The following is a 26,744-nucleotide window of genomic DNA, read 5'->3' on the forward strand; positions in this document are numbered from 1 at the left end:
GCCTCGCGGTGCAGTGCCGCGTACGGGACGGGGAGGGCGTCGCATGCTCGGATGGTGGTTCGTGGTCACGGCTCCGGCCGAGGGGGACGGCGAGGGCGAGGTCCTCGCCAAGTGGGAGACGGGTCTCGGCGGTCTCGACTGGATCGCCGCCCTGGCCGCGGCCGGCCGGGCCGAACAGCTGCGGTTCGACGGCTACCCGCTGCGGTACACCGTCCGGGCGGCGGAGGTGCTGCCGCTGCTGGCCGACGGCTCGGTGTTCGGCGCCGGCCACCAGCCGCACGAGGTGCACTTCGAGCGGGTGGCCGGGTGTCCGCCGGAGGCGGTGCTGACCGTCGACGCCTGGGACCAGTCCTGACCGGCCCGTCTCGGCCGTCCGCTCAGGCGTCCGCCCGCCCGTCCGCTCAGGCGCCCGTCCGTCTGCCCGCTCAGCCGCCCGCGGCGGCCGAGCGGGCGGCGGCGCGCTTGATCGCCTCGCGGATCCGGGGGTAGCTGCCGCAGCGGCAGACGTTCTGGATCCGGTCGATGTCGGCGTCGGTGGGCGCTGGGGTGCGGCGCAGCAGGGCGACCGCCGTCATGATCTGGCCGGGCTGGCAGAAGCCGCACTGGGCGACGTCGCACTCCAGCCAGGCCTCCTGGACCGGGTGCAGGGTGTCGCCGTCGGCGAGGCCCTCGATCGTGGTGACCCGGCGGTCCGCGCAGTCCTTGACCGGGACGATGCAGGGCTGCATCTCCTCGCCGTCCAGGTGGCTGGTGCAGGCGCGGCAGACGCCGACCCCGCAGCCGTACTTGGGGCCGGTGACGCCGAGCTTGTCGCGCAGCACCCAGAGCAGCGGCATGTCGTCCGGTGCCTCGACGGTGACCGGCCGGCCGTTGAGGACGAAGGTGTGGCTGGGCATGGGGAGGCACGTTTCCTCGGGGTCGACGGGCGGGGTGTGGTGCGGGATCAGAAGTTGATCGGGAAGGAGCGCGGGCCGGTGCCGGTCGCCCGGGCGTAGGCGTTGGCCACCGCGGCGGAGGCCGCCGGGACGCCCAGTTCGCCCGCGCCGCCCGGTGGTCCGCTCGGCGGCAGCAGGTGGATCTCGACCTCCGGCGGGCTGTGCTTCTGCCGCGCGTAGTGGAAGTCGCCGTAGCTGCCCTCACGCACCGCGCCGTGGTCGATGTGGTTGCCGGCCTGGAGGATCACCGAGATGCCGTCGATCAGCGCGCCGGTCAGCTGGGCCTCCAGACCGGTCGGGTTGATCACCGTGCCGAGGTCGGCGGCGATCACGGCCTTGGTCACCCGGGGCTGGGCGGGCTCGGAGGCGTCGAGTTCGACCAGGTAGGCGGTGCGGCCGCCGTTCTCCGCGTGGTAGCCGATGCCCTGGGCCCGGCCGGGCGGCATGGCGCGCCCCCAGCGGCCGGCCCGGGCGACGGTGTCGAGGACGGCCCGGCCGGCCGTGTCGCGCAGCCGGGCGCGGCGGAAGGCCACCGGGTCCTGGCCGAAGCGCCGGGCCAGCTCGTCCATCATGATCTCGTCGGCCACCCGGACGGTGCCGGAGTAGACGGAGCGCCAGCTGCCGGTCGGGATCCTCAGCGGCACCTCGGAGAGCACCTGGGTCGGGACGCCGACGTCGTACGGGTTGCTCTGGCTGAGCAGGAAGAACGCCTGGGCGACCGAGAGCCCGGCGGCCTGGAGCTGGAAGCCGGCGGCGGTGAGCGCCTCGCCGAGGCCGTGGCCGAAGTCGGTGGTCACGGTGGCGGCGCGGTGCTCGTAGCCGATCACCTGGCCGAGCCCGTAGGTGGCGCGGATCCGGTGGTGGGTGGCGGGGCGCATCCGGCCGTGCCGCATGTCGTCGTTGCGGGTCCACATCAGCTTGACCGGCCGGCCGGCCGCGCGGGAGATCCGGGCGGCCTCCAGCGCGGCGTCGTAGAACAGCCGCCGGCCGAACGATCCGCCGCCGCGCACCACGTGGACCGTCACCGCGTCCTGCGGCAGGCCGAGTTCGGCGGCGATGGTCTGCTGCGCGACGATCGGGGTCTGTGCGGCGAACCACAGCTCGGCGCGGTTCGGGCGGACGTCGGCGATCGCGGTCAGGACCTCCATCGGCGCGTGGTTGACGAAGGCGAAGTCGAACTCGCCGTCCACGTACTGGGTGAGCAGCGGGGGGACCAGGAACGGCGCGTGCGCGGCGCGCAGCCGCTGCCGGATGTCGCTGTCGGAGAGCGCGGCGACCGGGCCGGGGTGCCAGCTGGTGCGCAGCGCGTCGCGGGCCCTGAGTGCCTGGTCGAACGTTTCCGCGAGGACGGCGACGCCGCTCGGGATCGTCACCACGGCGAGCACGCCGGGCATCGCCCGGGCGGCGGAGGCGTCCAGGGTGGCCAGGGTGCCGTTGATGGTGGTGGGGCGGGCGACGACGGTCGGCACCGCTCCGGGCACGGCGAGGTCGCCGGCGTACTTGGCGCGGCCGGTGACGATGTCGCGGGCGTCGATCCGGCCGGTCGGGCGTCCGACCACGCGGCGCTGCTCGGCCGGCTTGGGGGTGGTGGGCACGGCGGGCACCGCGATGCCGGCGGCCGCGGCGGCGAGTTCGCCGTAGCCGACCCGGCGGCCGTCGGGGGCGAGCACGGCGGAGTCGGCGGTGCGCAGGGTGCCGGCCGGCAGCGACCAGTGCCGGGCGGCCGCGGTGACCAGCCGGGCGCGGGCGGCGGCGGCCACGGCGCGCACCGGGTCGTAGAGCGTGCGGACCGAGTTGGAGGCGCCGGTGAGCTGGTTGAACAGCAGGTCGGGGCGGCTGTCGGAGAGCGGGACGTCGACGTCGGCCAGCCGGGCGTCCAGTTCCTCGGCGACCATCATGGCGACCGTGGTGGTGAGGCCCTGCCCGACCTCCACGCGGGGCAGGTGGAGGACGGCGCGGCCGGCGGCGGTGATCTCCAGGACGAGCAGGTGCGCGGTGGGCAGGCCGGCGATCCGGAGCGCCTGGCCGAGGTCGACGATGTCGGGGATGCCGGGTAGGCCGAGCAGCGGGGTGGGGGCGGCGGCCTGACCTGCGGAGGCCGTGGTCCCGGAGGTCGCGGCCCCGGTGGCCTCGGCGGCGCGGGCGGCGGTGGGTGCGGCGGCGTCCAGGCCCGCGCGGGCGGCGACGGTGAGGGTCGGCGCGGCGATCAGGTAGGTCAGGAAGCGGCGGCGGGCCGTGGCGGCGGGCCGCTGCTCGGCGGCGGGGCCGCCGGGGCCGCCCGAGGGCATGGTGGAGGTGCTGATGGGGAGAGCCCTTCTCGCCGGGTGACGATTCCCGCCGGGCGGGAGTCGCTACGGTCCCGTCCCGGTGCCGGACGGCGCTCGCGCGGGGTGATCACGTCTTCGGCCGTGTCCACGATCGCGAACGAGAACGCGGATGAGCATAGGAGTGCCCTACTGGCCGGTCAACACGGCTTTCCGGGGCGGGATCGGACAGCTGAGCGGTTGTCGGACGGGACGGGCACGGAGAGCGCGGGAGGCGCCGGGCGCCGCGCGAGGTACCGCCGTCCGGGTGACGGGGGGCCCGGGGGCGTGCGCCCGGGACGGGGGGCGGACGGGGGCGCGGCCCGGCGGTCGCGGGGGTTCCGGGCGCCCCGAGCCGGTGAAGTGGCCCAAGATCACCGAGTGTCAATGGCCCTGTCCGCTGGTCCGCCGATGATCCACACTGGGGGTCGGTGATCACGGGGCGCGCCGGTCGCCGACTCCGCCGCCCGGCCCGCGACCGGCCCCCAGCCCGCAGCCCCCAGGGAGTCCCGTGCCGTTCCGCCCCCGTCCCGCCTCATCGGCCCGACGCACCCTTGCCGCAGCCCAGTTGGTGAGCGCGATCGGCGACGGCGCGTACTACACCAGCTCGGCGCTGTACTTCACCCGGATCGTCGGCCTCTCGCCCGCCCGGCTCGGCCTCGGCCTCGCGGTGGCCTGGGCGATCGGCTCGCTCGCCGGGGTCCCGCTCGGCCACCTCGCCGACCGGCGCGGAGCGCGCGGCACCGCGGCGGCGCTCGCCCTCGGCACGGCGGTCGTGGTGGCCTCCTTCCTGGTGGTCCGTTCCTTCCTGCCGTTCCTGGCCGCCGCCTGCCTCTACGCGACCGCCCAGTCCGGGCTGGGCGCGGCCCGGCAGGCCCTGGTCGGCGGGCTCGTCCCGGAGGGGGAGCGGACGGCGGCGCTGGCCCGGCTGCAGGCCACCCTCAACGCCGGGCTGGCGGTGGGCGCCGCGCTCGGCGGCGTCGCGCTGACGGTCGGGACGAGGACGGCCTTCCTCGCCGCGTTCGCGCTGACCGCCACCGGCTTCCTGGCGACCGGGCTGCTGCTGCTCCGGCTGCCGGCGGTGGCGCCCGCGGCGGTGGCCGCCTCCCCGCCGAGGGGCGGGTTCGAGGTGCTGACGGACCGTCGCTACGCCGTGGTGGCCCTGGTCAACACCGTCCTGCTGCTGCGGATGCCGCTGCTCAGCCTGGTGATCCCGCTCTGGACAGCCGAGCGGGCCCCGCAGCTTGGCTGGCTCGGCTCCGCGCTGTTCGTCCTCAACACCCTCGGCGTGACGCTGTTCCAGGTCCGCACCGCCCGCGCCGTCACCGGCCTGCGGTCGGCCGCCCGGACCGTCCGGCAGGCCGGGGCGGTGCTGCTCGCCTCCTGCGCGGTCTTCGCGCTCTCGGCGGCGTCCGTTCCGCTCTGGGCGACGGGCGCGCTGCTGGTCGCCGGCGCGGTGCTCCAGGTGGTCGGCGAGATGAAGCAGTCCGCCGGATCCTGGCAGATCGCCTTCGACCTCGCCCCGGCCGACCGGCTCGGCCAGTACCAGGGCTTCTTCGGCACCGGCGTGGCGGTGGCCCGCACCGCGGGGCCGCTGCTGCTGACTACCCTGCTGCTGGACGGCGGCGGGCCGGGCTGGCTGCTGCTCGGCGGGCTCTTCCTGGCCGCCGGCTGCGCGATGGGCCCGGCCGTGCGCAGGGCCGAGCGCGACCGCCCGTGGCACGCCCCGGTCACCACCGGGGCGCTCACCGAGGCCTGTCGACCACGAACCTGACGGGCCGCCCCCCGGACGCCGGCTCAGCCCGGCTCGGAGCGGCGCGGGGTCACCAGTCCGCTCTCGTAGGCCAGCACCACCGCCTGCGCCCGGCTGGACAGGTCCAACTTGCCCATCAGCCGGTTGAGATGGGTCTTCACCGTGGCCACGCTCACCACCAGCCGGTCGGCGATCTCCGCGTTGGTCAGCCCCCGGCCGACCAGCGCCAGCACGTCCCGCTCCCGCCCGGTGAGCGGTGACAGCTCCGGCAGCGGCTCGGCCGCCGTCCCGGCGCGGTGCGCGTACGCCTCGACCAGCCGGCAGGTGACGCTCGGCGCGAGCGGCATCTCGCCGTCGCCGACCGCCGTGATGGCCCGCAGCAGCCGCTCGGGCGGCGTCTCCTTCAACAGGAACCCGCTGGCCCCGGCGCGCAGCGCCCCGTAGACGTACTCGTCGAGGTCGAGCACGGTGAGCACCAGGACCCGGGGCCGGGGCTCCTCGGCGGCGGACAGGATCCGCCGGGTGGCGGCGACCCCGTCGACGCCCGGCATCCGGAGGTCCATCACCACGACGTCCGGCCGCAGGCGCGCGGCGAGCGCGACGGCCTCCTCCCCGTCGACGGCCTCGCCGACCAGGTCCAGCCCCGGCGCCGCCCGGACCAGGGCGGCCAGGCCCGCCCGGATCAACACCTGGTCGTCCACGATGAGTACGCGTGTCATCCCAACCCCCGTCGGCCCCCGTCGACCGCCGTCCCCCCCCGTGGACCCCCGTCGACCGCCGCCGAGCGGCCTGCCAGACCATACGGTGAATGATGATCTTCGGCCACCGGCCGCACTGTTTCCCGTCATTCCGGGCCCGTGAAAGGGGATTGACGCCCGTTCGGGTCACCCTCGCAAGAATCTCCTGTCGCACACATCTTCCCCTGTTGATCGAGGCCTGACAGGCTGTCCGGGTTTGCAGAACCGGAGGAGGTTTCGTGTCCCGTATCACCAGCGCGGCACTGGCGGTCACCAGTGCCCTCGCCCTCGTCGCCGGCTCGGCCGCCGCGGCCGTCGCCGCACCGGACCCCGGCCCGGCCGCCGAGGCCAAGGTGGCACCGGTCGACTGGAAGCCGTGCAACCCGGATCCGAGCCAGCCGGACCCGAAGATCTACGACTGCGCCGTCTACCAGGTGCCGCTCGACTACGACCACCCCGACGGCGAGACCGTCGGCATCGCGATGATGCGCCGTCGCGCCGCCGACCCGGCCAAGCGGATCGGCTCGCTGTTCCTCAACCCCGGCGGTCCGGGCGGCAGCGGCTACCTCTGGGCCACCACCACCCGCTTCGGCAAGGACGTCCAGGACCGCTTCGACCTGGTCGGCTTCGACCCGCGCGGCGTGGCCCGCAGCAACCCGCTCAAGTGCTTCACCACCGACGAGGAGGCCGCCGGCGTCAACGACCGGATGACCGGCGTCCCGGTGACCAAGGCCGAGATAGCCCAGACCATGGACGCCACCGAGGACTACACCGACGCCTGCTCGCGCAACGCCGGCCCGCTCATCGAGCACATGTCGACCATCAACGTGGTCCGCGACCTCGACCGCATGCGCCGCGCCGTCGGGGACGCCAAGCTGACCTTCGCCGGCTTCTCCTACGGCACCCTGATCGGCGCCACCTACGCCGGCATGTACCCGAACAAGGTCCGCGCGCTGATCGTCGACGGCAACGTCGACCCCAACCTCCGGATGCACAACGGCGTCGAGTACGACCGCCAGCGCGCCACCGGCTTCGAGGTCGCCCTCACCGAGTACCTCAAGCGCTGCCAGACCGCCGGCGCCCCGCGCTGCGCCTTCGGCGACGGCGACACCCGCGTCAAGTTCGACGCCATCCGCGACAAGCTGCGCACCGCCCCGGCCACCCTGCCGGACGGCACCCAGGTCACCCTCTCCAGCTTCACCAGCCAGGTCGCCAACGCGCTCTACGCGCAGAGCCGCCAGGCGCCGCTCGCCAAGTCCCTCCAGGCGCTGCACCAGGTGCTCCAGGCCCCGGCCGCCGGCGCCCAGGGCCTGGCCGCCGCCGCCCCGGTCGACCCGGCCGCCGTCGAGGACGCCAAGGTGCTCGCCACCGAGGTGCCGAACGCGCTGCGCGAGGCGCTGCCGGAGACCCCGTACTCGGCCGACGACTCCTACTACGGCGTCAACTGCCAGGACAAGCCGTACCCGTCCAACCCGTGGTCCTTCGTCAACCTGGCGAAGAACTGGGAGAAGGAGTCGCCGACCTTCGGCCGCTACCAGGCCTTCGACGGCCCGACCTGCTCCACCTGGCCGGCCCCGGCCCGCGACGCCGAGCGCTTCACCGGCCCGTGGAGCAAGAAGACCGCCACCCCGGTGATGGTCATCGGCAACCTCTACGACCCCGCCACCAACTACACCTTCTCGCAGCGCATGCAGCGCCAGCTGGGCAACGCGGTCCTGGTCTCGGTCGACGTGGTCGAGCACTGCGCCGTCGGCCGCAGCAAGGAACTGGGCAAGCTGGTCACCGACTACCTGGTGAACCAGAAGGCCCCGGCCCCCGGCCAGCTCCTGAAGCCCGACGTCGAGGCCTTCCCCCCGGTCGCCTGACACCCCGGAACCACCCGAACGCCGAACGGCCCGCTCCCGGAAACAGCCTTCCGGGAACGGGCCGTTCGGCCTTCTCCGCAGCGGGGCGGGGTCAGAGGTCGGTGAGGGGGACGGCGGGGTCGGCGAGGGCCTTGGGGTCCACGGGGCGGGCGGAGCGGATCAGGTCGCGGATGGGGTCGGTGACGTCCCAGACGTTGACGTTCATTCCGGCCAGGACGCGGCCCTCGGCCAGCCAGAAGGCGATGAACTCGCGGGTGGCGGGGTCGCCGCGGAAGACCACGCGGTCGTAGCCGCCGGGCTCGACCCAGCCGACGTACTCCATGCCGAGGTCGAACTGGTCAGTCCAGGAGTGGGGAACGAGGGGCCCGAAGGGCGCGGGCGGTATCGCGCACGGCGCCACCCGAAGTCAGCACCCCGGCGGGCGCGAGGCCGGCAGCGAGGCCAGGTGAGCAGGCGGTAGCGCCGCCGCTTCCAAGATCATCTGTGCGGAGCTGTCCAGGCTGCTGCCCGGACCGATGAGAACCTCTCCGACTCCGGGGAGGTGATCGTGAGGGATGAACCACCTTTGCATCTCGGCCAGCCCGAACTCCTGCGACTTCTTGCGGGTGGCGTGACGGGCGAGTAGTTCCGGCCAGGGAAGATCAAAGTAGAAGAAGCAGGTCCGGCCAGCGTGGTCGCGGTGCAGCCCGCGAAGCATCGTGCCGTAGCGCTCGGACACGAGGATGCCTTCCAGGACGACGTGGAAGCCCCGGCGGAGGGCGATGCGGGCCATTCTGCAGATCATCTCGATGCTGGCGCCGTTCTCGACGTCGGGCTCCCCAAGCATGTTGATGCACACGGTGTCCTGCGAGATGATCGCCAAGCTTTCACCGACAAGGGACCGCAGGCGCCAGGCTGTACTCGTTTTCCCCGACGCAGAGTTGCCCCGCAGGACGATCAGGGCTGGCCGGCTCACGCCTGAGCGGATGACCGGTTGTTCCACCGCTCCTCCTCCGTCCTGTCGCGCAGGGGCGCGACGAGCCAGGGCACCAGCCGCGGGGCCGCCACGGCCGCCACCTGTTCGGTCGGGTGAAGGAGGCCGAGGGAGCACTGCTCGGCTGTCCAGACGGTCACCCGGGTCAGCGGAGCGGCCGGGTTCACGCCGAGCTCTCCCTTCGGGCCGCAGGTGCTGTTGAACGGCGCGGCGACGTTCTGGCGGTTCCAGTACGTCCACGCTTCCGCGGCCTTCTCGTGCTCGAAGAGGTGGTAGAGCTGCGGGTACCGGTCCAGGAGGCGGACCTCGCGGAACAGGAGCTGGCCGAGCAGCGGGGTGGCCGACGTCCGCAGCTCGTCAGCGGTCGCCGCGGTGAAGGTGAACGTGGAGGCGTCGGCGGCTGGTGTGAGGGCGGTGGCCGTGAAGCGGTGAGAAAGGCGGTCGCGAACGAAGCCGGCGGCCGTCTCGGACAGCCCGGGCTCGATGGTGTCGACGAGCTCGAGCAGTCGACGGTGGCCGGGGTGGAAGCGGCCGAGGTCGAAGAGGGTGCCCATGCCGTCGACGGCGGTGAGGGCGAGCTGCTTGTAGAGGTGGTTGTTCATCTCGCCCAGCTCGGCGTAGGACTTCGTCGCGGTGCTGGTGGAGTGGAGCATCAGGTACTCGGCGACGGTCTCGAAGTAGAGGTAGCCGAGGTAGGGCATCACCGGCACCGCGGCGGCCACCCGGTGGAGGAAGTGCCCGGCTTCCGGGCGCGTGCGGCCGGCGGAGAGGCCGAGCATCAGGTCGAGCAGCGGCGCGGCGGAACGCACCCGGTCGGCCACCGACCGAGCCACCTTCTCGTCCTCGGCGGGCGTCAGGGCATGGCAGTGGCGGTCGAAGGCGCGCAGGTGAACGGAGCCCAGGCGCAGGTAGTCCAGACCCGCCGTCTCGGCCGGACGGTCGGGGGTGATCTCGATGACCAGGGGGGTGCTGCCGCGCCTGCTGTGCAGCTCGGGGCGGGTGCCGAGGAGGTGGGCGCCGAGGTTGTGCGGTCGCAGCGCGCCGTCGGGCAGCGGGGTGAGGGGGGAGCCGTAGATCGCGCCGACGAGGCAGCCGGTGGAGGCGAGCAGGTGGCCGCTGGTGCGGACGGCGTCCAGGGAACGGGTCAGGTGCAGCAGGTGCAGGGGGCGGCCCGAGGCGAGGGCGGTGAGCATGGCGTTGCCGTCGGGCCGTAGCAGGTGCCCGTTGGGGGTGTGCTGGAGGTATTGGCGCCAGTGGTCCGGGGTGGCGGCGAGGCCGGCGGGCAGGTGCGTGCCGGTCGGGGAGTCGAGGCCAGTGTGGGCGAGGGCCCAGTCAGATGGCACAGGGCGTCTCCTCTTCGGTCGACAGGCCGCGGAGCGCCAGGTGGACGGCGTGGGTATCGGTGGCACCGTCGAGGCGGGCCTGTTCGGTGAGCACCACCAGCTCGTGGGCGAGGACGGGTGCCCAGGCGGGGACCTGGAGGCGCAACTGGTGGAGGTCGGGCCACCAGCGGGTGGCGGGGAGGCGGTAGCGGTCGAGGGCATCGGCGGCCTTGAGCAGGTCGACGGCCAGCCGGTGGCGCCGGTAGGCGGCCTGCTGCTCGGGGGTGAAAGCGTGATGGGGGACGTCGTGGAGTGCGACCGCGGTGATCGCCTCCGGACTGGGGGCGTGGCCGAACGCCGTGTGGAGGTTGGCGGGGTGCTGGGTGAGCCAGTCGGCGGCGCGCCGGCCGTGGCCGGGGTCGGTCCGGTCGTTGAGGCGGCGGCAGTCGTGACAGGCCGCTGCCGCGGCGAGCGCGAGCGCCCGGCCGGGTGCGAGGCGGTGGCCGACGGCGACCAACTGGACGAGGACGGCGACCCGGGCACCGTGCAGGACGCCGTGGATGGAGGTGGTGGTTTCCGTGCGGGCGAACCAGGACCGATCGGGTACCACGACCGTCGCGGGGTGTGGCAGTCTGGGCCGCGCACCCGGACCGCCCGGCCGCTGGCCGGCGATCCACGCCAGCGTCGGCCGGTCCATCACCTGGTGGTCGGGCAAGCGGCCCGCGGCCGCCAGCTCGTGCAGCGGCCGACGGGCGTCGGCGGTGGGTGTCGGAGAGTTCATCGAGTCCTCGAAGGGTCAGGTCGGTTCGCATGGGCGTCACGCTGGGCGTGGTGGTGCTGACGATGGGCAATCGGCCCGCCGAGCTGGCGGCGCTGCTGGAGTCGGTGCAGGCTCAGGACGGTGCCGATACCGGGGTGCGCACGGTGGTCCTCGGGCAGGGCGTCAAGCTGCCGGAGCTGCCCCAGTGGGTGGACGCGGTGGAGCTGCCGGAGAACCTGGGCATCCCCGGGGGCCGCAACGCCGGCGTGGAGCGGCTGCGCGAGCTTGGCGGCACGGATGTGCTGGTGGTGCTGGACGACGACGGACTGCTGCCGCGCACGGACACTTTCCGGCTGATCCGGGAGGCCTTCGAGCAGGACCCGAAGCTGGGCATCGTTTCCTTCCGGATCGCGGACGAGACCGGGTTCACTCAGCGCCGCCACGTTCCCCGCCTCGGCGCCTCGGACCCGATGCAGTCCGGGCCGGTCACGACGTTCCTCGGCGGCGGCCACGCTATCCGCATGACCGTGATCGACGAGGTCGGCCTGTTCCCCGCACCGTTCTTCTACGCCCACGAGGAGACCGACTTCGCCTGGCGCGCCCTGGACGCCGGCTGGGGCATCGACTACCGCGCCGACATGGTGCTCCAGCACCCCCGCACCGACCCGGCCCGCCACGCCGCCTACTACCGCATGACCGCCCGCAACCGCGTCTGGCTCGCCAAGCGCCACCTTCCCGCCCTGCTCGTGCCTATCTACCTCGCCTCCTGGATCGGCTACACCCTGCTGCGCCGCCCGCCGATGGAGGGCTTGAAGGCGTGGTGGGGCGGCTTCTTCGAGGGCGTGCGGGTGGCATGCCCGCCGCGTCGGCCGATGCGGTGGAGCACGGTGCGACGGATGGCCCAGCTGGGGCGGCCGCCGATCTTCTGACGGGCGCCCCAGCCAGGGTCGGGTCAGGCCCAGATGGCGTGCATTGCGTCGATGACCCGTTGCACGTCGGCAGCGGTCATGGCTGGGTAGCACGGCAGGGACAGCTGCCGGGCAGCGACCTGCTCGGTGATCGGCAGGTGGCACTCCAGCTGCCGGTACGCCGCGAGCCGGTGCACCGGCGTGAAGTGAACGCTGGTGCCGATCCCGTGCACATTCCTCAGCGCCTCGGCCACCGTGTCCCGCGACCGGCCGAGGGCCGGTTCGATCAGCACCGGGTACAGAAACCAGCCGTGCCGGACCCGGTTGAGGACGGTCGGCAGGCGCATCCCCGGAAGGCCGGTCAGAGACCGGTCGTAGGAAGCGGCGATCCGGGCCCGGGCGGCGGTGAAGTCCTCCAACTTCTCCCACTGCCGGATGCCGACCGCCGCCGTGATGTCCGGCATCACACTCTTGAGGCCGGGGACGGTGACCTCGTAGTCGGCCGTGTGCCGCTCGCCGTGCCGCCGCCAGGCGGAGGAGTCGATGCCGTGCCGGCCCAGCAGCCGCGCCTTCCGGACGAGGTCGCCGCGCCCGGCGAGCATGCCGCCTTCGCCGGTGGTGATGACCTTGTTGGCGTAGAAGGAGAAGACGGCCAGGTCTCCGACGGAGCCGGCCCGCGCGCCGTCGCGCCAGGCGTGCAGCGCGTGGGCGGCGTCCTCGATCAGCAGAAGCCCGTGGTCGTCGGACAGCTTGCGGAACGCGGCCATGTCGCAGGGCTGGCCGGCGTAGTGCATGACGGCGATCGCCTTCGTCCGCGGGGTGATCGCCGCCTCGGCCGCCGCAGGGTCGAGATTGAAGGTCACCGGGTCGACGTCGGCGAACACCGGGCGCGCGCCGCACTGGACGACGGTGTTCGGCACCGCGCAGAACGTCAGACTCGGCGTGATCACCTCGTCCCCGGGCCCGATCCCGGCCGCGAGCAGCGCCAGGTGCACGGCCGTGGTGCAGGACGAGACCGCGAACGCGTCTTGAACGCCGAGCGCGTCCCGCACGGCCTCCTCGAACCGGGCTGCCTTCGGTCCGTGGGTCAGCCAGCCCGAGCGCAGGGTGTCGAGAACCTCCGTCTCCTCTTCCGGTCCGATCGAGGGCCGGTTCCACGGCAGAAACGGCGCGGTGGTGGCTGGCGTGGCTGACACGTCGACGGTCATGACGCCGCCCACGCGCTGGTGTACTCGGGGCCGTACCGGCGGCAGTCGGCGCTCTCCAAACGGCCGACCTTCCCGGAGGTGACCGCGCCGAGCAGCCCACGGTGGTTGTCGTACTGCGCCTGCCCGGGGTCGGTGACGGCGCCGGTCAGCACCAGGTCGGCGATCTCCCGCACCCCGTCCTTGAGCGTCGTGGCGCACGCGCCGGGCAGCGCCCGCTCGATCCGGGCGAAGCTCACCCGGTAGTCGCGGGCGTCGGCTTCGTTCCGCTCAGGTCCCCGGTCGATCACCGCGCCGGGCACGACCTCGGCCACCGTGGCGGCGATGTCGCCGATGGTGTGGTTCTCCGGGTCGCTGCCCACGTTCCAGGCACCGGTCAGCCGCTGCTCCAGTACCCCGGCCAGGACCCGCGCCACGTCGCCGACGTGTACGAGCGGCCGGCGCTGGGAGCCACCGTTGAGGGGGATGCGGCCGCTGGAGGCCGCGTGGGACGCCATCTTGTTGACCACCGAGTCCAGGCGCTGGCGGGGCGAGGCGCCGTGCACCGTGGCCAGGCGAAGGCACGTCAGCGCGCTCGGCGAGCCGAGGACGTCCGGGAGCCGCCGCTCCGCCAGCACCTTGGTGCGGGCGTAGATGCCCAGCGGGTTGGGATCGGTGTCCTCGTCCACGGTGCCCTCGTGCAGCCCGTAGACGCTGCACGAGGAGAAGAAGACGTAGTGCCCGACCCCGGCCGCGGTGGCGGCCTCGGCGGCGATCATCGGGGAGGCGTAGTTGAGCTCGACCGCCAGCTGCTCGTCCAGCTGGCTGGCCGGCTCGCCGACGATCCCGCCCAAGTGCACCACGGCGTCCGCGTCCGCGCTCACGCGGGCCAGCAGGGCGGCGTCGCGCAGGTCCCCGTGCAACAAGCGGGCGGTACGGGGAAGCACCGAGGCGGGGTCGTCCTCGCGGTGGTAGATCAGCCCGTCCACCACGGTGACGTCGTGGCCGAGGGCAGCCAGGTGGTGGGAGGCGGCGGTGCCCAGGTAGCCGGCTCCGCCGAGCAGTACGACATGCATCAGGGGTGATCCCTTCGTTCAGGCGGCCAGCGCGGCCGAGGTCGTGGCGGGGGTAAGAGCGGGAGGAGTGGTGAACCAGTCCGGGATCGCTCCGGGGGTGACCTTCAGCCAGGCGACGTAGCGGCTGATGCCGTCGGCCAGGGTGATGCCGGGCTGCCAGCCGAGGAGGTCGGTGGCCAGGCGGGTGTCGGCGCAGCCGCCGCGCGGGTCGCCCGCGGGCATGGGCGTCGTGATGAACTCCGCGCCCGAGTAGTGGCCGGCGATCAGCTCGCCGATCTGCCGGACCGTCGTGGCCACGCCGGTGCCCACGTTGACCGTCCGCCCGGTCATCCGGTCGGTGACCAGGGCGAGGACGGTGGCGCGGGCGACGTCCTCGACGTGCACCATGTCCCGCACCTGACGGCCGCCGCCGTTGAGCCGGATCGGCCGCCCGGTGTGGGCGGACATGGCCATCCACGGCACCATCCACGAGTGCGACTCGGGCTTGGGCACCTGCGGCTCGCCGTAGACGGAGAAGTACCGCACGATCGCGTGCTCCGTCCCGGTGCCGGAGAGCAGTAGCCGCACCTGGTGCTCCGCCCAGACCTTGGTGTTGGCGTAGACGGAGATCGGGTCGAGCGGCTGGTCCTCGGCGAACCGGGACGGGCCGTCCCCGACCGGGAGGCCGTTGCCGTACACGGAGGCGGAGGAGACGAAGACCAGCCGCTTCACCGCGGCCCCGGCGACGGCGTCCAGCAGGACCTGCGTGCCGTGCACGTTGGAGGCGAACGCGATGTCGGGGCGGCGGGTGCAGGCCGCGACGTCCGCGTACGCCGCCGCGTGGACCACGAAGTCCGCCCGTCGGGCCAGCCAGTTCACGGTGGCCCGCTCCCGCACGTCGCCGAGGACGACCTCGGCCGCATGCCGGTCCACCTCGAAACGGTCACGCACCGGGTGCGGGTAGGCGTCGAAGCGGTCGAGCACAAGCGAGCTGGCCCCGGCGGCGGCGAGCTGCGCGACGATGCGGCTGCCGACCAGGCCGCCGCCACCGGTGACCAGCACCGTGGCGCCGTCCAGCTGCCGCAACCGCGGATCGGAGGACACGTCAGCCATGAGGAATGAACCTCCTGAGGGGGTGTGGTTGGGTTCCGCCAGTGAAACGCCGGATCACCCGGCAGCGGTACGGTGGCGGCTCACCGACCCCGTTCAATCTGTTCAAGATCGTTCTAGGGAAGTTGAATTGACTGAAGGACAGCAACGCAACCAGCAACTTGCCGCAGTCATCCAAGAATCCGGGTGCACGTACGAAGCGCTCGCCAAGGCGATCCGCACGGTCGCGGCCGAAGCGGGAGAGCCACTGCGCACCTCCCGTTCGGCCGTCCACTACTGGGTGGCTGGCGGCACGCCGACCGGCCGGACGCCGGGCTACCTCGCCGAAGCCCTCGGCCGGAAGCTCCAGCGCAAGGTGACGCCGGCCGAACTCGCCCTAGGCTGCGACCCGGTCGAGGACGCCATGTACCCCGACCCGCTGGCCGCCGCCGCCGATCTCAGGAGGCTCATCGTGCACCGCCGCCGGGACTTTCTCGCGCTCGCTTTCTCCACCGCCGCCGTCGCGCTCCCGCTCACCTACGACCACCAAGCCACCGCCGCCATGCTCCGCGCCGTCGCCAACGGCCGCCGGATCGGGGCCGGGGAACTGGAGACCGTACGGCAGTTCACCGGGATGTTCCGCACCGCCGACGAGCGGCACGGCGGCGGCCACGGCCTGGCCGCTATCACCACCTACCTCGACGACGTCGTCATCCCGATGCTTCACGCGGGCGCCTTCCCGAACGAACGGATTCGTTGCGGTGCCTTCGGTGCGGCCGCCGAGCTGGCCACCCTGATCGGCTGGAAGTGTCACGATGCCGGCCGGGAGGGCGCCGCGCAGAAGTTCTACCTGCTCGCTCACCAGCTCGCCTGCGAGGGCGACCCTGCCGGACACGCGGCATGGACGATGCGCGCCCTCGTCCACCAGGCTCTCGACCTGAAACAGCCCGCCGGCTGCGTCGACCTGGCTCACGCTGCCCTGGAGCGGGCGCATGGAAAGGTCGACCGTCAGACAGAGGCACTGCTGCTGATCACGGCGGCCCGCGCCCACGGGACGGACGGCGACAGCGCGACCGCCGCCAAGCTCATCCTCGCCGCCGAGGACGCCATGCTCGCAGGCGGCGCCGACACCATCCCCACCTACGCCACGGCCGCCGGCCCCGCCGCGGCCACCGTGGCCTCCCACACCGGCCGGACCCTGACCGCGATGAAGGACAACAAGGCCGCCGAACGTCATTACCGCACCGCCCTGGACAGCCGCCGACCAGAGACCTACCACCGCCTGCGCGGCACCACCTTCGCGAACATCGCCAAGGCCGTCGCAGCCCAAGGGCGCTACGAGGAAGCAGTCGGACTGTGGGGCCAGAGCCTCGACCTGATGGACGGCGTCGCCTCCCGCCGCAACCGCACAGAACTGGACACCATGCACTCCGCCCTCGACCTCTACGCCAGGCGAGGAGTCCACGGCGCCGCCGAGCTCGCCCGCCGAGCCCAACTGCTCCGCGCGGACTGAACTATGCACACCCAGCTCTCCGGCGGCCGCCCCCCTGTACCTGGCCGAGGCGGTCCTCTGCGCCCTCGACCAGGCCGGGGACTGAGTTCTGTCCGGCAGTCTCACTGCGGATCCGAGGTGCTCTTCTCGAGTACCTGGGTGTTGTCACCGATCCGGAGACTCATCAGAGGGTTCGCGCAGGCGAGGGCGAGGTGCGAGGGCCGGGAGGTGGTCTCGATGTGGATCTGGTCGCGCAGCGGCTGGTCCGGGGTGATGTAGAGCGTGCGGATCTCGTCGCTCCGGGTGATGTCGATTATCACCAGTTCACCGTCCTGGATGCGCCAGTCCCCCTCGGTGGTGCCCTCGTACACCATGCGGAGGAACTTCGATCCGAGCTGCACGTCGAATGCGGCGGAGTGGTTCTGCCTCCGGTACCGCCCGTCGGCGAGGAAGGCCCAGGTGATGCCCTCCCCTCCGATCGCCTCGCCCTTCTGGTCGGCCACGTTGACGGTGAGGGACTGCTGCTGAACCTGCCACAGGCCGGTCACGCAATGGGCCGCCTGTTCATCGGGCGTGGGCGGGGACTGGACCGTCACGAGGTGGGGCGCAGCGAGGAAGCTCGCCGTGACCGCCAGTGCGCCCGTCGCACCGCCCGCCGCGATCGGTCCCCATCCGACGCGGTGCTCGACCGGAGGCTTTTCGCCGCGGGACGTGGCGCGGACTACGGAAGCCGAGGGCAGGGCCCCCAGGAGACCGAGCAGGGGCCCGACGACCAGGGCCGCCGCGACGACCATCGCAATGAACTCTATGGTCGTCGGCCACCAATAGAGGACCGAGGCCCCGGTCACCACCAGCCCGCAGAGGACGGCCGCGCCCATCGCGTGCAGGATCGGCCGGGCGCGCCCGGCCCGAGCCACCCGGGTCGCGGCAACGGCGGCCACCGCGACACCGAGGGCGACGATCGGTGCCTGGTAGAGGGCCAGGACGGGCCAGGACGTCCCGGCGAAGGCTCCGTCACGCGTATGCCGGGAGACGGCGTCGGTCAGCAGTCGCCCCAGGAACGGCAGCGCGGTCAGGAAGACCACCGATCCGCCTGCCACGACCGGCATTACGCGCCGCCACGCCGCACCGTCCCGCAGCGGGGCGACGGCAAGCGGTACGACGACGGCCAGTACTCCGGCCAGGTACACCGGGACGAGAACCGTCGGCGACAGGACCAGGGCGTCCTGCACCGCGACCGCGAACAGGACGAACTGGTCGGACAGGCCCGGAGGGGAGCTCACCCGACGGTCGAACAGGGCGAGGAGCGTGTCTCCGAAGAACCGTGGCGCGTCGGTGAGCATCCGGAACGTCCAGAGGTAGAACGTCCACACAGCGGCAGTCGGCAGGAGCACCGTGATCACGGCACCGGCCAGGTGCGCCCGGCTCCGGAACCACCCACCGTCCTGCCATGCGGGCGCGGTCACCACACTCCATCGGCACAGAAGCACCTGGAGGACGGCCAGGATCGCGACGAACCCGACCTCCGTCACCACCAGTCGGTCGCCGAACATCGCCTCCAGATCGATGGGGCGCTCGAGCGTCAGTTCGTTGCCGATCGGAACACCGGCCGCGATGGTGAGGCCCTCGCGCCAGTACCGCCTCCGGATGGGGCCGCCGTGGACGGCGAGCCGCCATGCGGCCGGGCCGATGACCGCTGCGATCACGGTGCCGACGACGAGACCGCCGGCAACCGCCCTGATCACGACGGCGGAAGGGCTTCCGGCCGCCAGGAGCTGGATCGCGTCTCCTACGGGCAGCGTTCCGATACCCGCTGCAATGCCGGTGATGATTCCGAGCCATGGACTGATCCGGTCCGGGATGCTCCGATCAGCCGTCGCACGAGCGCGCTGGTCGGGGCTCGGATGAAGCAGGCGGAACTTCGTCCTTTCCAGCCCGGGCCAGACGTGCTCGGGTAGCAGCGCTCGTGAGTCGGCGACCAGTTCGCGGCTCCGCTGGACTCCCACGAAAAGGCCGAAGACCACCGCGCCGAGGGCGACCAGACGCCCCAGGTCCTCGCGAAGGTACGCGCCGAAACCTTCCGCACCCACCACAACGAGGTGGGGCAGCACTACGACCGGCACGAAGACGAGGGCCATGGCGATCGCCAGGCGGCTGGTGTCGACGTCCCGCAGCTTGATGTGGGCGAGTTCATGCTTCACCACGCCGTCGAACGCCTCGAGGTTCCCGGTCTCGTACGCCGACGTCGCACCGCTCATGAGCAGCACGCTGTAGCGCGGGTAGCGGCCGAACGCCTGGGCGTACGTTCCCGCGCGCAGCACGACCCGCGGGGTTCTGGGCACATCCAACTCGGTGGCCAGCTCCGCCACCCGGGCCGCCATCCGCAGCTCGCTCTCCTTCGCCGGGTCGGGAGCCGCGGCTCCGCGGCCGTCCCATGCCGGGAGCACTAGGGCGCGTATTTGGTCGTGATCAAGCGGCTCTGGTGAGGTCCTTGATCCAGATCATCGCGCCACGAAGGTGGAGGCCGGCGAGGTAGCTCTCCGGGGTCTTGTCATAGCGTGTGGCGATGCCTCGCCAGGCCTTCAGCTTGTTGATCAGGCGCTCGACGGTGTTCCGGTCTTTGTAGAGTTCGGCATCGTGGCTGACGGGCCTGCCGCCCTTGCTGCCCTTCTTCCTGCGGTTGGCGGCTTGGTCGACCTTCTCTGGAATGACGGCCTTGATGTGGCGTTTGCGCAGGTGGTTGCGGTTTCCCCTGGACGAGTAGGCCTTATCGCCGGCGACCGCGTCGGGCCGGGTGCGAGGGCGTCCGACTGGTCCGGGGACCCGGACCTTCCCCAGCACGGTGATGAACTGCGGGCTGTCGGCGGCCTGGCCCTCGGTCAGGACGAACGCCAAGGGGCGACACCTGCGCTCCCCGGCGACGTGGACCTTGCTGGTCTGCCCGCCCCTGGAGCGTCCGAGCAGGGCAGCTTTCAAACGGAGCTTGCGGCGGCGTCGGACGCGTCGCCGTTCTTCCCGTCCCGGGTTGTCCTGCCCGTCCTGTTCCTGCCGGCCGCCCCCTTTTGCCGGACCTTCTCCGCTTCGTCGGCGGCTTTCTCCAGGGCCGCCATGGCATCGGGGTCCAGGTACATCCCCGCGGCGTCATGGTGGGCCCGGACGGTGGTGGAGTCCACGCTGACCAGGGACAAGTCCACCTCGCCCCGCTTGGCGGCTTCCGCGATCGCGCCCTCCAGCAGGGCTTCGAAGACGCCGGCGTCCCTCCACTGCCGGAAACGGTTGTGGACGGCCGACCAGGAACCGAACTCCCGGGGAATCTCACGCCACTGGCTGCCGGTCCTGAAGTGCCAGATCACGCCCTCGAACTGCTGGCGCAGCCGTTCGGGATAGGGGCCGTACTTGCCGATCGGCAAGTACGGCTCGATGAACTCCCACTCACTGTCGGTCAGTTGCACACGGGTCACGCACCACGGTCTACCAGATCAGGGGCAACCGCGAGGGCGAAACCCGCAAATTGATCACAACCGAATACGCGCCCTAGTACGGAGGGCCCACCCCCCACTGCACCGGCCACGAGCGCCCGCAGCCGAAGGTCGTGCGCCCGCACCAGATACGGGGTGAGGAGCGGGCGCTGCTCCACGGCGCGGCCGCCGTCGCGGACGCTGTCGGGGAGAACAGAGCGGTGGATGCCAAGAGCCAGTGGTCCTGCAGCACGCACCGTCGGTGCAGGCGGCGAGCCGTGCCCACCTTTGGCCGCATTCAGCCAGTCCGGCCAGCGTTGCTCGTCGAGCAGGCCGTCAGGTAACTGCCGCGGAGGTCGGCCTTCAGCCACCAACCGGGCGTCAATCCGGCGTGCAGCCTCAATCAGCACCCGTACCAGCTGTCGCAGGGCGAGGTCCGCGGGCCGGTTCTTGGCGGCTACCCAGGCACTGATCTGCCCGTTCGTGATCCTGACCGGCTCCCGGCCCATCACCACCGACCGGCCGCTCGCAACCCGGGCCGCGTCCGTCTGCGACAAGCCGGAGGCCCTCAGCAGGACCTTCAGCCGTGCCGCAAAGTCCTGCTGCGAGTCGCCATCGCGATCCACCCCACCCATGCAGCCAATCCCCCCATGGTTCTGGCAGCCGCTCCCGATCTGGACCGGAAACCAAAATGTATCGCCCCGACCAGGCCCTCTTTCGGCGGAACGAGTCGGCGGCGGGAAGCGACACTTGAGTACGGCCCATGGTGACTCCTGTCAGATCACCCGCTCACCAGGAGAGGCAGCTTCATGGACCTCACTACCCTCCTCGCCGCCATCGGCGGCCTGGTTCTTCTGCTCGGCGCCATCGCCCGGTTGCCGACTGCCGCAGCCGAGGTCGTCCGGGCGTGCATCCCACTGCTCAAGGCCGTCGCTGAACTCCGAGCGGCCGCCCGGCGCGCCTTCCGCTCCGTCCCCTCGCCCGGCATGGGACCCCTTCCTGTGCCACACACTGTCGTCTCCGCTAGCTCGAAGGATCAGGACTCACCGCTTCATGGGGTCAACCAGCCCAGCGAAGCCTGACGCCACAACCGGGCGCCTGCCCCGGCAAGCCTCACCCCGCGCACCCGTGACGCGGTATCCGCCACCCCTGATCCAGCACAGCCAACCGGCCCGGCCGGGCGCAGCTGAGCCGGTAGTCCCCGGCCACCAACAGCCACGGCCCTCTACGATGACGGTCCGGCACCCGCGGGTGCCGGACCGTCATCGTAGAGGGCGGGTCAGACCCCGGCGTTCTCCGGCCGGAGCTGCTCCTGGTCTTCCTAGCTGGGGAGCGGGAACAGGTCCTAGAGGTCGTTGTAGTAGTGCTCGACGCTGCGCAGGCTCACCGGCTGGCCCTCTGTCTCCTACTCGCGCGCGGCCTCCTCCAAGGCCGTCATGTCGTCCTCGCTGTAAGCACCCCAGCAGCGTCGTGGTGGGCGCGCACGGTCGTGGAGTTGACACTGACCAGCGACAGGCACGTCGTCCCCTCGCGAGGGTGTTCCCGGGTCCTGGCCCGATGCCGAGTGGACACCCCGGCATCCTAACGAGCCGGTGGCCTCGCGGGACAAGCTGAGCATGGAATACCTCGGCTACGTCGAGCCCGACGGCTACGACCGGGTCGTGTTCCGGGGCGACGTGAAGGCCAACGAGTTCATCGCGTTCTGGCTCAAGGACGGCCGGGTCCTCGCCGGCATGAACATGAACATCTGGGACGTCACCGACCCGATCCGCAACCTGATCGTCTCCAAGCGCGCAGTGGACGCCGACCGCCTGGCGAACCCGAACATCCCCCTCGGCGAGGCCTGACTGGGCGTCTTCCTGACTTCTGAGGTCACGTTCACCGTGGGTCTCTGCGGTGGCGGTCTGGGTGAGCAACTGCCTGCTCGCAGCGTAGTCCTGGATGGTTGCGGCGATGATCAGCACCCGGAGCAGCAGGCCCGGAACGCCAGTCAGAGACGCCCGAGCCTCGCGTTGTCAGCAGGGGTCTCGTTGTGATCAAGGTCCGCGCGGAGGTTGTCGAGGAGGTCGTGAGCTGCCCAGTCCGGGAGGGTTGTGGCCGGTGGGACCGGCAGTCCGGCTTGGCGCCGGAGGGATCCCTCCTTAAAGACGGCTTCGGTGATCCAGGCGAAGGTGTCGTCGTCGAGGAGGTCGGGGTGGCCGGCCGCCGTGTCGGCCAGGTGCTCGGTGTCGGGGAAGGCGGCGGTCACCGCGGCGGGCAGGCTGCCGCTGCTCACCGCGCGGGCGATCGCGCGGCGGGTGGCGGTCTCGTACCAGCCGGATCCCCAGCATTCGCCGATGGATTCGGTGCGGGAGCCGTGCAGGGTGAGCATGCGCAGGACGGCTTCGGGACCAAGCGTCTCGTCGGCTCGCTGCCAGAGGTCGATCTGGCGGTGGATGGAGGCGAGGATGAGTGTCCAGCCCTCTTCGAAGATGTCGGCGAGGGCCTGGCCGTCGGCGAGCCGGCGAGCGGGTGCGGTGAGGGCGAGTCGTACGGCCGGCCAGTCGACGCCTTCAGTGTGGACGTGGGGCATGACGGCGCGGGTCGCGGCGATGTTGGCGCGGGCCATGGTGATGTCGCCGATCTTGAAGTGCCACTCCTCGACATCGCTCTCGCGACGCCAGCACCACTCGGCGATGCCGCGGGCCGCCGACGACGGAACCGGGTCCGGGACGATCAGCGGGTGGGTGCGCAGCCCGGCGCCCATCCGCCAGGAGAACTCCTCGCCCAGCGCTGCGATGGCCTCACTCCCGTCACCGTCGCGCCGGTGCCGGTCGATCGCGTCGTGGATGGTGTCCGCCCACAACAGCAGAACCAGGTCGTGGCGCGACGGTCGGGCTTGTTCGGGGACGTGGATGCGGGTGGCGTCGAGGAGTCCGGCTTCGGCGAAGGCTCGGCGCGTGGCCTCGGCCTTGGCGGCTTGGGTGGGGTGTGAGCTCAGGTCGACGGTGAGGGGTTGGTCGAGCTGGCACAGCGGGGGCAGGCTGTCGCACCAGTCCCAGTGCTCGGTCGGATCGTCGACAGTGAGCTGGGCGTGGGCGGGGTCCCAGCTGACGCTGAGGTGGAAGTTCGAGCGTGAGTACTCCCGGTACAGCGGACCGGTGCCGGGCTCGTCGTCCTCGTCGTCCTCGTCGTTCTCGTCCCAGGGTTCGTTCTCGGTCCAGCCGGCGTGGCGGAGCGGCGCGGTGAGTCGGGCGAGCAGCCGGAGGCCGGTGGCGTGCGGTGACAGGTTGTCGGGCGGTGCGCTGTTCATGGGTGGCCTTCAGTACGGTCGCGTGCGGGCGCGTGAGTGGTGGCTGTCACGGGGTGTCGCGTCCGGCTGCTTCGGCCTTCGCATGCAACTCGTGGACGATGCGCCGCCAGCGCCGCGCTCCGCTCGTGTACCAGTGGTCTTCACCGATCGGTCGCCAGTCAGCGAGTTCGCGGAGCTGTCGGATGATCATTTCGGTGTCGAGGCGGTCGTGGCCGCCTCGCCCGGGGTCGAGTTCCTGCGCGATGTCGTGGAGCCGGTGGGCGGCGCGGTAGTAGGACAGCTGGGTGTCTGTGAGGCGGCGGATGGCGTAGCCCTGGCACTTGCTGCACCAGTCGTAGCTGTCGTCGTCGAGCAGGTCGGCGACCGTCAGCAGGTCGTCGGCGGCGACGACGCCGCGTTCCCTGGGGTGCGGGCAGAACGGCGAGTGGCCCTTGCCCTGGATCCGGGGGTTGGCGTTGGTCGTGTAGACCTGTACGTCGGCGAGGACGCCGAGCGGGATGCCGCTGCCGCCGCTGCGCCATCGGTCGGCGTCCGGGGCCTCGAACGGCTCCAGGTCGAGGTCCTCGGCATGGGCCAGCAGCCCCAGCCACACCGGGCGAGGAAGGCTGCGGGAGCGGCCGTGGTCGTCGTACCCGCCGTCCAGTGTCCGCAGGTCCTGCACGCCGCGGGCCATGGCGAGCAGACGCAGGCTGCGTTCCGCGTTCTCGTGCTCGTACCCGAGCCAGGCCGCCCGTGTGGCGCCCTGTGCCAGGCCGAGGTCCTCACCGAAGAGCGGGTCGTGCGCATTGCGCGGGTACTGCGGCCAGAGGCTTTCCCGGCCTTCAGGCCTGGGACCGACTTCCCGGACCCATGGTTCGATCACGTCGGCGGGAAGGTCCGAGGCGCCGGCGAGGAGGAAGCACTGCCATCCGCGGGCCAGGCGCTTCTCGATCACTGGCAGTGGCAGGACCTCGGCTCCGCCGTCCGTTGAAAAGACGATGTACAGCTCGTCCGCGGCTGCGGGCCGCATCGAGCGCAGCAGGCGCAGATGCTGCGCGGTGAGCGGCTGGCGCCCGTGGACCGGGGTGTCGTCGAAGATCCCGGGCCGGATCGGGCTCGCCGGGGGTACGGACACGGCGAGGGCGGGCCTGTCCTGGTGGGCTTCGCAGTGGAGGTGGTGGGAGCGGGACAGGAGCCGGTCGGCGATGAGCTTGGGTACGCGCAGGGTGAGGGTGCGAGCCGCCCAGTCGGCGTCGGCAAGATGGGTGATCAGCACGCCGGTCGTCCAGTCGTCCAGGTCCCGGAGGAACCCGTGCTCACGCCAGGGCGGCGTGGAGTCTTCCTTGACCTCGGGCAGGCGGACGGACACCCACTGCAGAGCGTCGTGCGCCGAGGACCTTGCCGCCTCCCGGGCCTGGTTCTCCCAGGTAGCGACAAGTCCGTCGACCGCGGCGCGGGCTTCGGCGTACCCCTTCCGGTTGGGGCGGATGCCATGAGTGGGGCCGTAGGCAAGGTAGGTGCGTGCGCTTGGCCCCTCCCAGCCGCGCCCGGCCTCGCCCTGCCACTCATGCCAGAGCGCCTTCAGCCGCACACCGACTTCCGTGCCAGTCCCTATGGCCCTGAACGCCACTTCCTCGCCGGTGAGTTCGGGCTCTTCCATAGCCGCCGCGGCAGCGGCAACAACGAGCCCTTCGGAGTCGACGAACAGCGCGGCCTGAGCCCGCAGGACCTCCAGGTACTGCTGCTTCGCGGCGAGCTTCGGCTCCGCCCACGACACCAACCAGGGGAACAGGGCAACGCTGGCCTGGGCCAGGTGGAGGCTCGTAGCCGCGCCGCGCCAGGTGGACAGCACGCTCTCCCACAGGCGCTTCGCCTCATCGCGCGCTTCCCAGTCCTCCTCCGGCTTTTCGTCGTCCTCAGAGGCAGCGGCGGGCGGCTCTACGGGCTCGGCGCGCAGCAGGTTGGCAGCGGTTTGGACCTCGTCCTGCTCCCAGCAGTCGTCCGGGTTCGGTGCCGTAAATTGCTGCAACTGGTAAAGGAGCCCCAGGCCGCCCAGCGCCCGCAGGAAGATGCCGAGTCCGCTGTCCGGCGGTGCCCACTGTCCGAACTCCGCGCAGCGCGAGCACATCCGGCCGATCGTCTGGGTGTTCAGCGGCAGCTGGGTCGTCGTGATGTCTCGGGTGCGCAGCTGGGTGCAGGTCGTACCGGCGTGGAGCTTGGCATTCTTACTTCGGGCTGAACGAACGGTGATGGGCGCATCCTGGTACGGGCCAAGCGGAACGTCGGCTGTGAGCGGGCTGTCGAGCACGTAACTCCCCTATCAGTCTCGGCTTGTGAGCCTAGCCGGGGGCGCTGACAGCCGACCCGAAAACCGTCGCGGTGGGGCGCGGCGGATGACATTTGCACGATGCTCAGGCCCAGCAGTGGGCTTTCGGCGACGGTGATCCGGTGCCATCGGTCGTGGTGGTGCTTACGTGGTGACCGCGCACCGCGCGAGCGGGTGACAGGCCGGCGTCCGGTCACCACATGGAGGGGGAGCTGCTGGCGCCGGTGGCCCCGGATCCGGTGCTGCGGCCGGGCGGCATGCGCGAAGCAACGAGGGCATCATGACGCCCACGTCAGTGAGCCACTGAGGGACGAGCCGTCCCGGGCTGGTCGAGGAGCACATGATACCGCCTCGGTCAGGTGCGGGGACGGTCGCCGGAGGGCAGCATCCGGCCCCTTTGTGCACCCATCAGATAACTGACGGATTGTCAAGTACATTGTGTAGACGTGGGATTGGCGCTTGCGCCATCATCGACCATCCCGGATCGACAAGGCATGGGTGAGGCGTCATGAATCGCGAAGAACTGCACCGGACTCTCAGTGACAGCCTCGTCGGCCGGGTGGCTCCCCGGGAACTCGCGCAGCAGAGCACATACGGGCAGATCTTCAGGCGGTACGGGGAGCGCAGGGAGTACTTCAAGACGCACCCCGGTGCCGTCGCCAAGGGGCGCGGCGGTGGCGCCACCAACTTCGACCCCGGCGCTGCGGTTGTCCTGGCGGCGGTGTCGCCGTATGCGATGGCGCTACTCGATCAGGTGCTGGATCACCTGATCGGGAAGGCGAGTGAGTCCCTGGGGTCCAGGATCTGGGCGTGGATCACGCGTCGGCGTCCCACCCCCGCCTCCGAGTCGGCCGCACTGCCGGGCCTGACACCGGAACTGCTGGAGGAGGTCCGGGGTATCGCCGCAGCCTTCGTCGAGAGGTACGACGTGCCGCCGCATGCGGCGAACGAGCTCATCGTGGAAGTCGTCGCCGTCCTCCTGGCGCACCAGCAGGGCAACGCGGACGGTGTGGTCGGCGCTGCCGAGGAAGCCGAGTGAGCGGCAAACCGATCGGAGTCCCGACCGCCACGACCAGCAGGTTCCTGGTGATGGCCGTCGCCGCCATGGGCAGTGCCTCCTTCGCGTCCCGGCTGACCCTGGTGAGTACGGGTGTCGACCCGGCCCTTGCGTCGCTGGTCGGTCCTGCGGCGCTACTGGTGGCCACGGTGCTGGTCTACCTAGGGCGCGTATTCGGTTGTGATCAATTTGCGGGTTTCGCCCTCGCGGTTGCCCCTGATCTGGTAGACCGTGGTGCGTGACCCGTGTGCAACTG

At 71.7% G+C, this 26,744-nt stretch carries 21 protein-coding genes and 3 pseudogenes; 9 read left to right on the forward strand and 15 right to left on the reverse strand.

Annotated features, from left to right (window positions below; translation table 11 throughout):
• Window positions 1-43 precede the first annotated feature (43 nt).
• Complete coding sequence (locus ACFVFS_RS19335; RefSeq protein WP_380625684.1) at window positions 44-355, forward strand: hypothetical protein; 312 nt, start codon at window positions 44-46, stop codon at window positions 353-355.
• Window positions 356-425: 70 nt separating this feature from the next.
• On the opposite strand, the gene ACFVFS_RS19340 is transcribed toward ACFVFS_RS19335, so the two are convergent.
• Window positions 426-896, reverse strand: a complete 471-nt coding sequence (locus ACFVFS_RS19340) for a (2Fe-2S)-binding protein (RefSeq protein WP_380625686.1) — start codon at window positions 894-896, stop codon at window positions 426-428.
• Window positions 897-943: 47 nt separating this feature from the next.
• On the reverse strand, window positions 944-3,223 hold the full coding sequence (locus tag ACFVFS_RS19345; protein ID WP_380625688.1) for a molybdopterin cofactor-binding domain-containing protein: 2,280 nt from the start codon (window positions 3,221-3,223) through the stop codon (window positions 944-946).
• 586 nt (window positions 3,224-3,809) lie between these two features.
• Here ACFVFS_RS19345 and ACFVFS_RS19350 point away from each other — a divergent pair.
• A complete protein-coding gene (locus ACFVFS_RS19350) occupies window positions 3,810-5,012 on the forward strand; it encodes an MFS transporter (RefSeq protein WP_380625690.1) in 1,203 nt (400 codons plus the stop codon).
• Window positions 5,013-5,035: 23 nt separating this feature from the next.
• On the opposite strand, the gene ACFVFS_RS19355 is transcribed toward ACFVFS_RS19350, so the two are convergent.
• Window positions 5,036-5,710: a response regulator gene (locus ACFVFS_RS19355; protein WP_380625692.1), complete on the reverse strand. Its 675-nt coding sequence runs from the start codon at window positions 5,708-5,710 to the stop codon at window positions 5,036-5,038.
• A gap of 257 nt (window positions 5,711-5,967) precedes the next feature.
• On the opposite strand from ACFVFS_RS19355, the gene ACFVFS_RS19360 reads away from it, so the two are divergent.
• Entirely contained in the window at window positions 5,968-7,593 is a 1,626-nt protein-coding gene (locus ACFVFS_RS19360) for an alpha/beta hydrolase (protein ID WP_380625695.1), read from the forward strand.
• A 91-nt stretch (window positions 7,594-7,684) separates the two neighbouring features.
• Here ACFVFS_RS19360 and ACFVFS_RS19365 read toward each other — a convergent pair.
• The 4 genes and pseudogenes from ACFVFS_RS19365 to ACFVFS_RS19380 form a co-directional block, all read right to left on the reverse strand.
• Window positions 7,685-7,951: pseudogene (locus tag ACFVFS_RS19365) on the reverse strand (oxidoreductase C-terminal domain-containing protein); the annotation flags it as partial.
• A 48-nt stretch (window positions 7,952-7,999) separates the two neighbouring features.
• On the reverse strand, window positions 8,000-8,575 hold the full coding sequence (locus tag ACFVFS_RS19370) for an AAA family ATPase (protein WP_380625697.1): 576 nt from the start codon (window positions 8,573-8,575) through the stop codon (window positions 8,000-8,002).
• Window positions 8,545-9,909: a hypothetical protein gene (locus tag ACFVFS_RS19375; protein WP_380625699.1), complete on the reverse strand. Its 1,365-nt coding sequence runs from the start codon at window positions 9,907-9,909 to the stop codon at window positions 8,545-8,547. The genes ACFVFS_RS19370 and ACFVFS_RS19375 overlap by 31 nt, the downstream gene beginning before the upstream one ends.
• Complete coding sequence (locus ACFVFS_RS19380; protein WP_380625701.1) at window positions 9,899-10,669, reverse strand: hypothetical protein; 771 nt, start codon at window positions 10,667-10,669, stop codon at window positions 9,899-9,901. The genes ACFVFS_RS19375 and ACFVFS_RS19380 overlap by 11 nt, the downstream gene beginning before the upstream one ends.
• Before the next feature lie 29 nt (window positions 10,670-10,698).
• Between ACFVFS_RS19380 and ACFVFS_RS19385 the strand changes: the two genes are divergently transcribed.
• Window positions 10,699-11,577 (forward strand): glycosyltransferase family 2 protein, encoded by an 879-nt coding sequence (locus ACFVFS_RS19385; protein ID WP_380625704.1) that lies wholly within the window; start codon window positions 10,699-10,701, stop codon window positions 11,575-11,577.
• A 23-nt stretch (window positions 11,578-11,600) separates the two neighbouring features.
• Here the strand turns inward: ACFVFS_RS19385 and ACFVFS_RS19390 are convergent, their stop codons facing one another.
• From ACFVFS_RS19390 to ACFVFS_RS19400, 3 genes are read right to left on the reverse strand one after another with little or no spacing between them, the layout of a single operon-like run.
• Window positions 11,601-12,752: a DegT/DnrJ/EryC1/StrS family aminotransferase gene (locus tag ACFVFS_RS19390; protein ID WP_380625705.1), complete on the reverse strand. Its 1,152-nt coding sequence runs from the start codon at window positions 12,750-12,752 to the stop codon at window positions 11,601-11,603.
• Window positions 12,753-12,760: 8 nt separating this feature from the next.
• Complete coding sequence (locus tag ACFVFS_RS19395; protein WP_380625707.1) at window positions 12,761-13,816, reverse strand: NAD-dependent epimerase/dehydratase family protein; 1,056 nt, start codon at window positions 13,814-13,816, stop codon at window positions 12,761-12,763.
• An 18-nt stretch (window positions 13,817-13,834) separates the two neighbouring features.
• The gene (locus tag ACFVFS_RS19400) at window positions 13,835-14,908 is read right to left on the reverse strand and encodes an NAD-dependent epimerase/dehydratase family protein (protein ID WP_380625709.1); all 1,074 of its coding nucleotides are present in this window, start codon (window positions 14,906-14,908) and stop codon (window positions 13,835-13,837) included.
• Between the two features lie 127 nt (window positions 14,909-15,035).
• Between ACFVFS_RS19400 and ACFVFS_RS19405 the strand changes: the two genes are divergently transcribed.
• A complete protein-coding gene (locus ACFVFS_RS19405) occupies window positions 15,036-16,397 on the forward strand; it encodes a tetratricopeptide repeat protein (RefSeq protein WP_380625712.1) in 1,362 nt (453 codons plus the stop codon).
• Between the two features lie 101 nt (window positions 16,398-16,498).
• Here ACFVFS_RS19405 and ACFVFS_RS19410 read toward each other — a convergent pair whose 3' ends face one another.
• The 3 genes and pseudogenes from ACFVFS_RS19410 to ACFVFS_RS19420 form a co-directional block, all read right to left on the reverse strand.
• Window positions 16,499-18,757, reverse strand: a complete 2,259-nt coding sequence (locus ACFVFS_RS19410) for a M48 family metalloprotease (protein WP_380625715.1) — start codon at window positions 18,755-18,757, stop codon at window positions 16,499-16,501.
• Between the two features lie 88 nt (window positions 18,758-18,845).
• Window positions 18,846-19,837 (reverse strand): annotated as a pseudogene (locus ACFVFS_RS19415) (IS5 family transposase).
• Window positions 19,834-20,469 (reverse strand): hypothetical protein, encoded by a 636-nt coding sequence (locus ACFVFS_RS19420; RefSeq protein WP_380625717.1) that lies wholly within the window; start codon window positions 20,467-20,469, stop codon window positions 19,834-19,836. Before ACFVFS_RS19420 ends, ACFVFS_RS19415 begins: the two are co-directional and overlap by 4 nt.
• 174 nt (window positions 20,470-20,643) lie before the next feature.
• On the opposite strand from ACFVFS_RS19420, the gene ACFVFS_RS19425 reads away from it, so the two are divergent.
• The gene (locus tag ACFVFS_RS19425) at window positions 20,644-20,916 is read left to right on the forward strand and encodes a hypothetical protein (RefSeq protein WP_380625719.1); all 273 of its coding nucleotides are present in this window, start codon (window positions 20,644-20,646) and stop codon (window positions 20,914-20,916) included.
• A gap of 528 nt (window positions 20,917-21,444) precedes the next feature.
• Window positions 21,445-21,681, forward strand: a pseudogene (locus tag ACFVFS_RS19430) (oxidoreductase C-terminal domain-containing protein); the annotation flags it as partial.
• A 143-nt stretch (window positions 21,682-21,824) separates the two neighbouring features.
• On the opposite strand, the gene ACFVFS_RS19435 reads toward ACFVFS_RS19430, so the two are convergent.
• Both ACFVFS_RS19435 and ACFVFS_RS19440 read right to left on the reverse strand, forming a co-directional pair.
• Window positions 21,825-23,126: a hypothetical protein gene (locus ACFVFS_RS19435; RefSeq protein WP_380625721.1), complete on the reverse strand. Its 1,302-nt coding sequence runs from the start codon at window positions 23,124-23,126 to the stop codon at window positions 21,825-21,827.
• A gap of 46 nt (window positions 23,127-23,172) precedes the next feature.
• Window positions 23,173-25,413 (reverse strand): hypothetical protein, encoded by a 2,241-nt coding sequence (locus ACFVFS_RS19440; protein WP_380625723.1) that lies wholly within the window; start codon window positions 25,411-25,413, stop codon window positions 23,173-23,175.
• A gap of 526 nt (window positions 25,414-25,939) precedes the next feature.
• Between ACFVFS_RS19440 and ACFVFS_RS19445 the strand changes: the two genes are divergently transcribed.
• Both ACFVFS_RS19445 and ACFVFS_RS19450 read left to right on the forward strand, forming a co-directional pair.
• Entirely contained in the window at window positions 25,940-26,470 is a 531-nt protein-coding gene (locus tag ACFVFS_RS19445; protein WP_380625725.1) for a hypothetical protein, read from the forward strand.
• Entirely contained in the window at window positions 26,467-26,730 is a 264-nt protein-coding gene (locus ACFVFS_RS19450; protein ID WP_380625726.1) for a hypothetical protein, read from the forward strand. Before ACFVFS_RS19445 ends, ACFVFS_RS19450 begins: the two co-directional genes overlap by 4 nt.
• Window positions 26,731-26,744: the final 14 nt, after the last annotated feature.

Origin of the sequence: Kitasatospora sp. NPDC057692 (assembly GCF_042799475.1) — a bacterium.
Classification (GTDB): Bacteria; Actinomycetota; Actinomycetes; order Streptomycetales; family Streptomycetaceae; genus Kitasatospora.

What these genes read in the sequence shown, in the direction of transcription:
- ACFVFS_RS19335 (WP_380625684.1), top strand. Translation starts at nt 44, where the DNA reads ATGCTCGGATGGTGGTTCGTGGTCACGGCTCCGGCCGAGGGGGACGGC.
- ACFVFS_RS19385 (WP_380625704.1), top strand. Translation starts at nt 10,699, where the DNA reads ATGGGCGTCACGCTGGGCGTGGTGGTGCTGACGATGGGCAATCGGCCC.
- ACFVFS_RS19410 (WP_380625715.1), bottom strand. Translation starts at nt 18,757, where the DNA reads ATGGCGGCCCGGGTGGCGGAGCTGGCCACCGAGTTGGATGTGCCCAGA.
- ACFVFS_RS19400 (WP_380625709.1), bottom strand. Translation starts at nt 14,908, where the DNA reads ATGGCTGACGTGTCCTCCGATCCGCGGTTGCGGCAGCTGGACGGCGCC.
- ACFVFS_RS19425 (WP_380625719.1), top strand. Translation starts at nt 20,644, where the DNA reads ATGGACCTCACTACCCTCCTCGCCGCCATCGGCGGCCTGGTTCTTCTG.
- ACFVFS_RS19345 (WP_380625688.1), bottom strand. Translation starts at nt 3,223, where the DNA reads ATGCCCTCGGGCGGCCCCGGCGGCCCCGCCGCCGAGCAGCGGCCCGCC.
- ACFVFS_RS19395 (WP_380625707.1), bottom strand. Translation starts at nt 13,816, where the DNA reads ATGCATGTCGTACTGCTCGGCGGAGCCGGCTACCTGGGCACCGCCGCC.
- ACFVFS_RS19445 (WP_380625725.1), top strand. Translation starts at nt 25,940, where the DNA reads ATGAATCGCGAAGAACTGCACCGGACTCTCAGTGACAGCCTCGTCGGC.
- ACFVFS_RS19435 (WP_380625721.1), bottom strand. Translation starts at nt 23,126, where the DNA reads ATGAACAGCGCACCGCCCGACAACCTGTCACCGCACGCCACCGGCCTC.
- ACFVFS_RS19355 (WP_380625692.1), bottom strand. Translation starts at nt 5,710, where the DNA reads ATGACACGCGTACTCATCGTGGACGACCAGGTGTTGATCCGGGCGGGC.
- ACFVFS_RS19380 (WP_380625701.1), bottom strand. Translation starts at nt 10,669, where the DNA reads ATGAACTCTCCGACACCCACCGCCGACGCCCGTCGGCCGCTGCACGAG.
- ACFVFS_RS19420 (WP_380625717.1), bottom strand. Translation starts at nt 20,469, where the DNA reads ATGGGTGGGGTGGATCGCGATGGCGACTCGCAGCAGGACTTTGCGGCA.
- ACFVFS_RS19340 (WP_380625686.1), bottom strand. Translation starts at nt 896, where the DNA reads ATGCCCAGCCACACCTTCGTCCTCAACGGCCGGCCGGTCACCGTCGAG.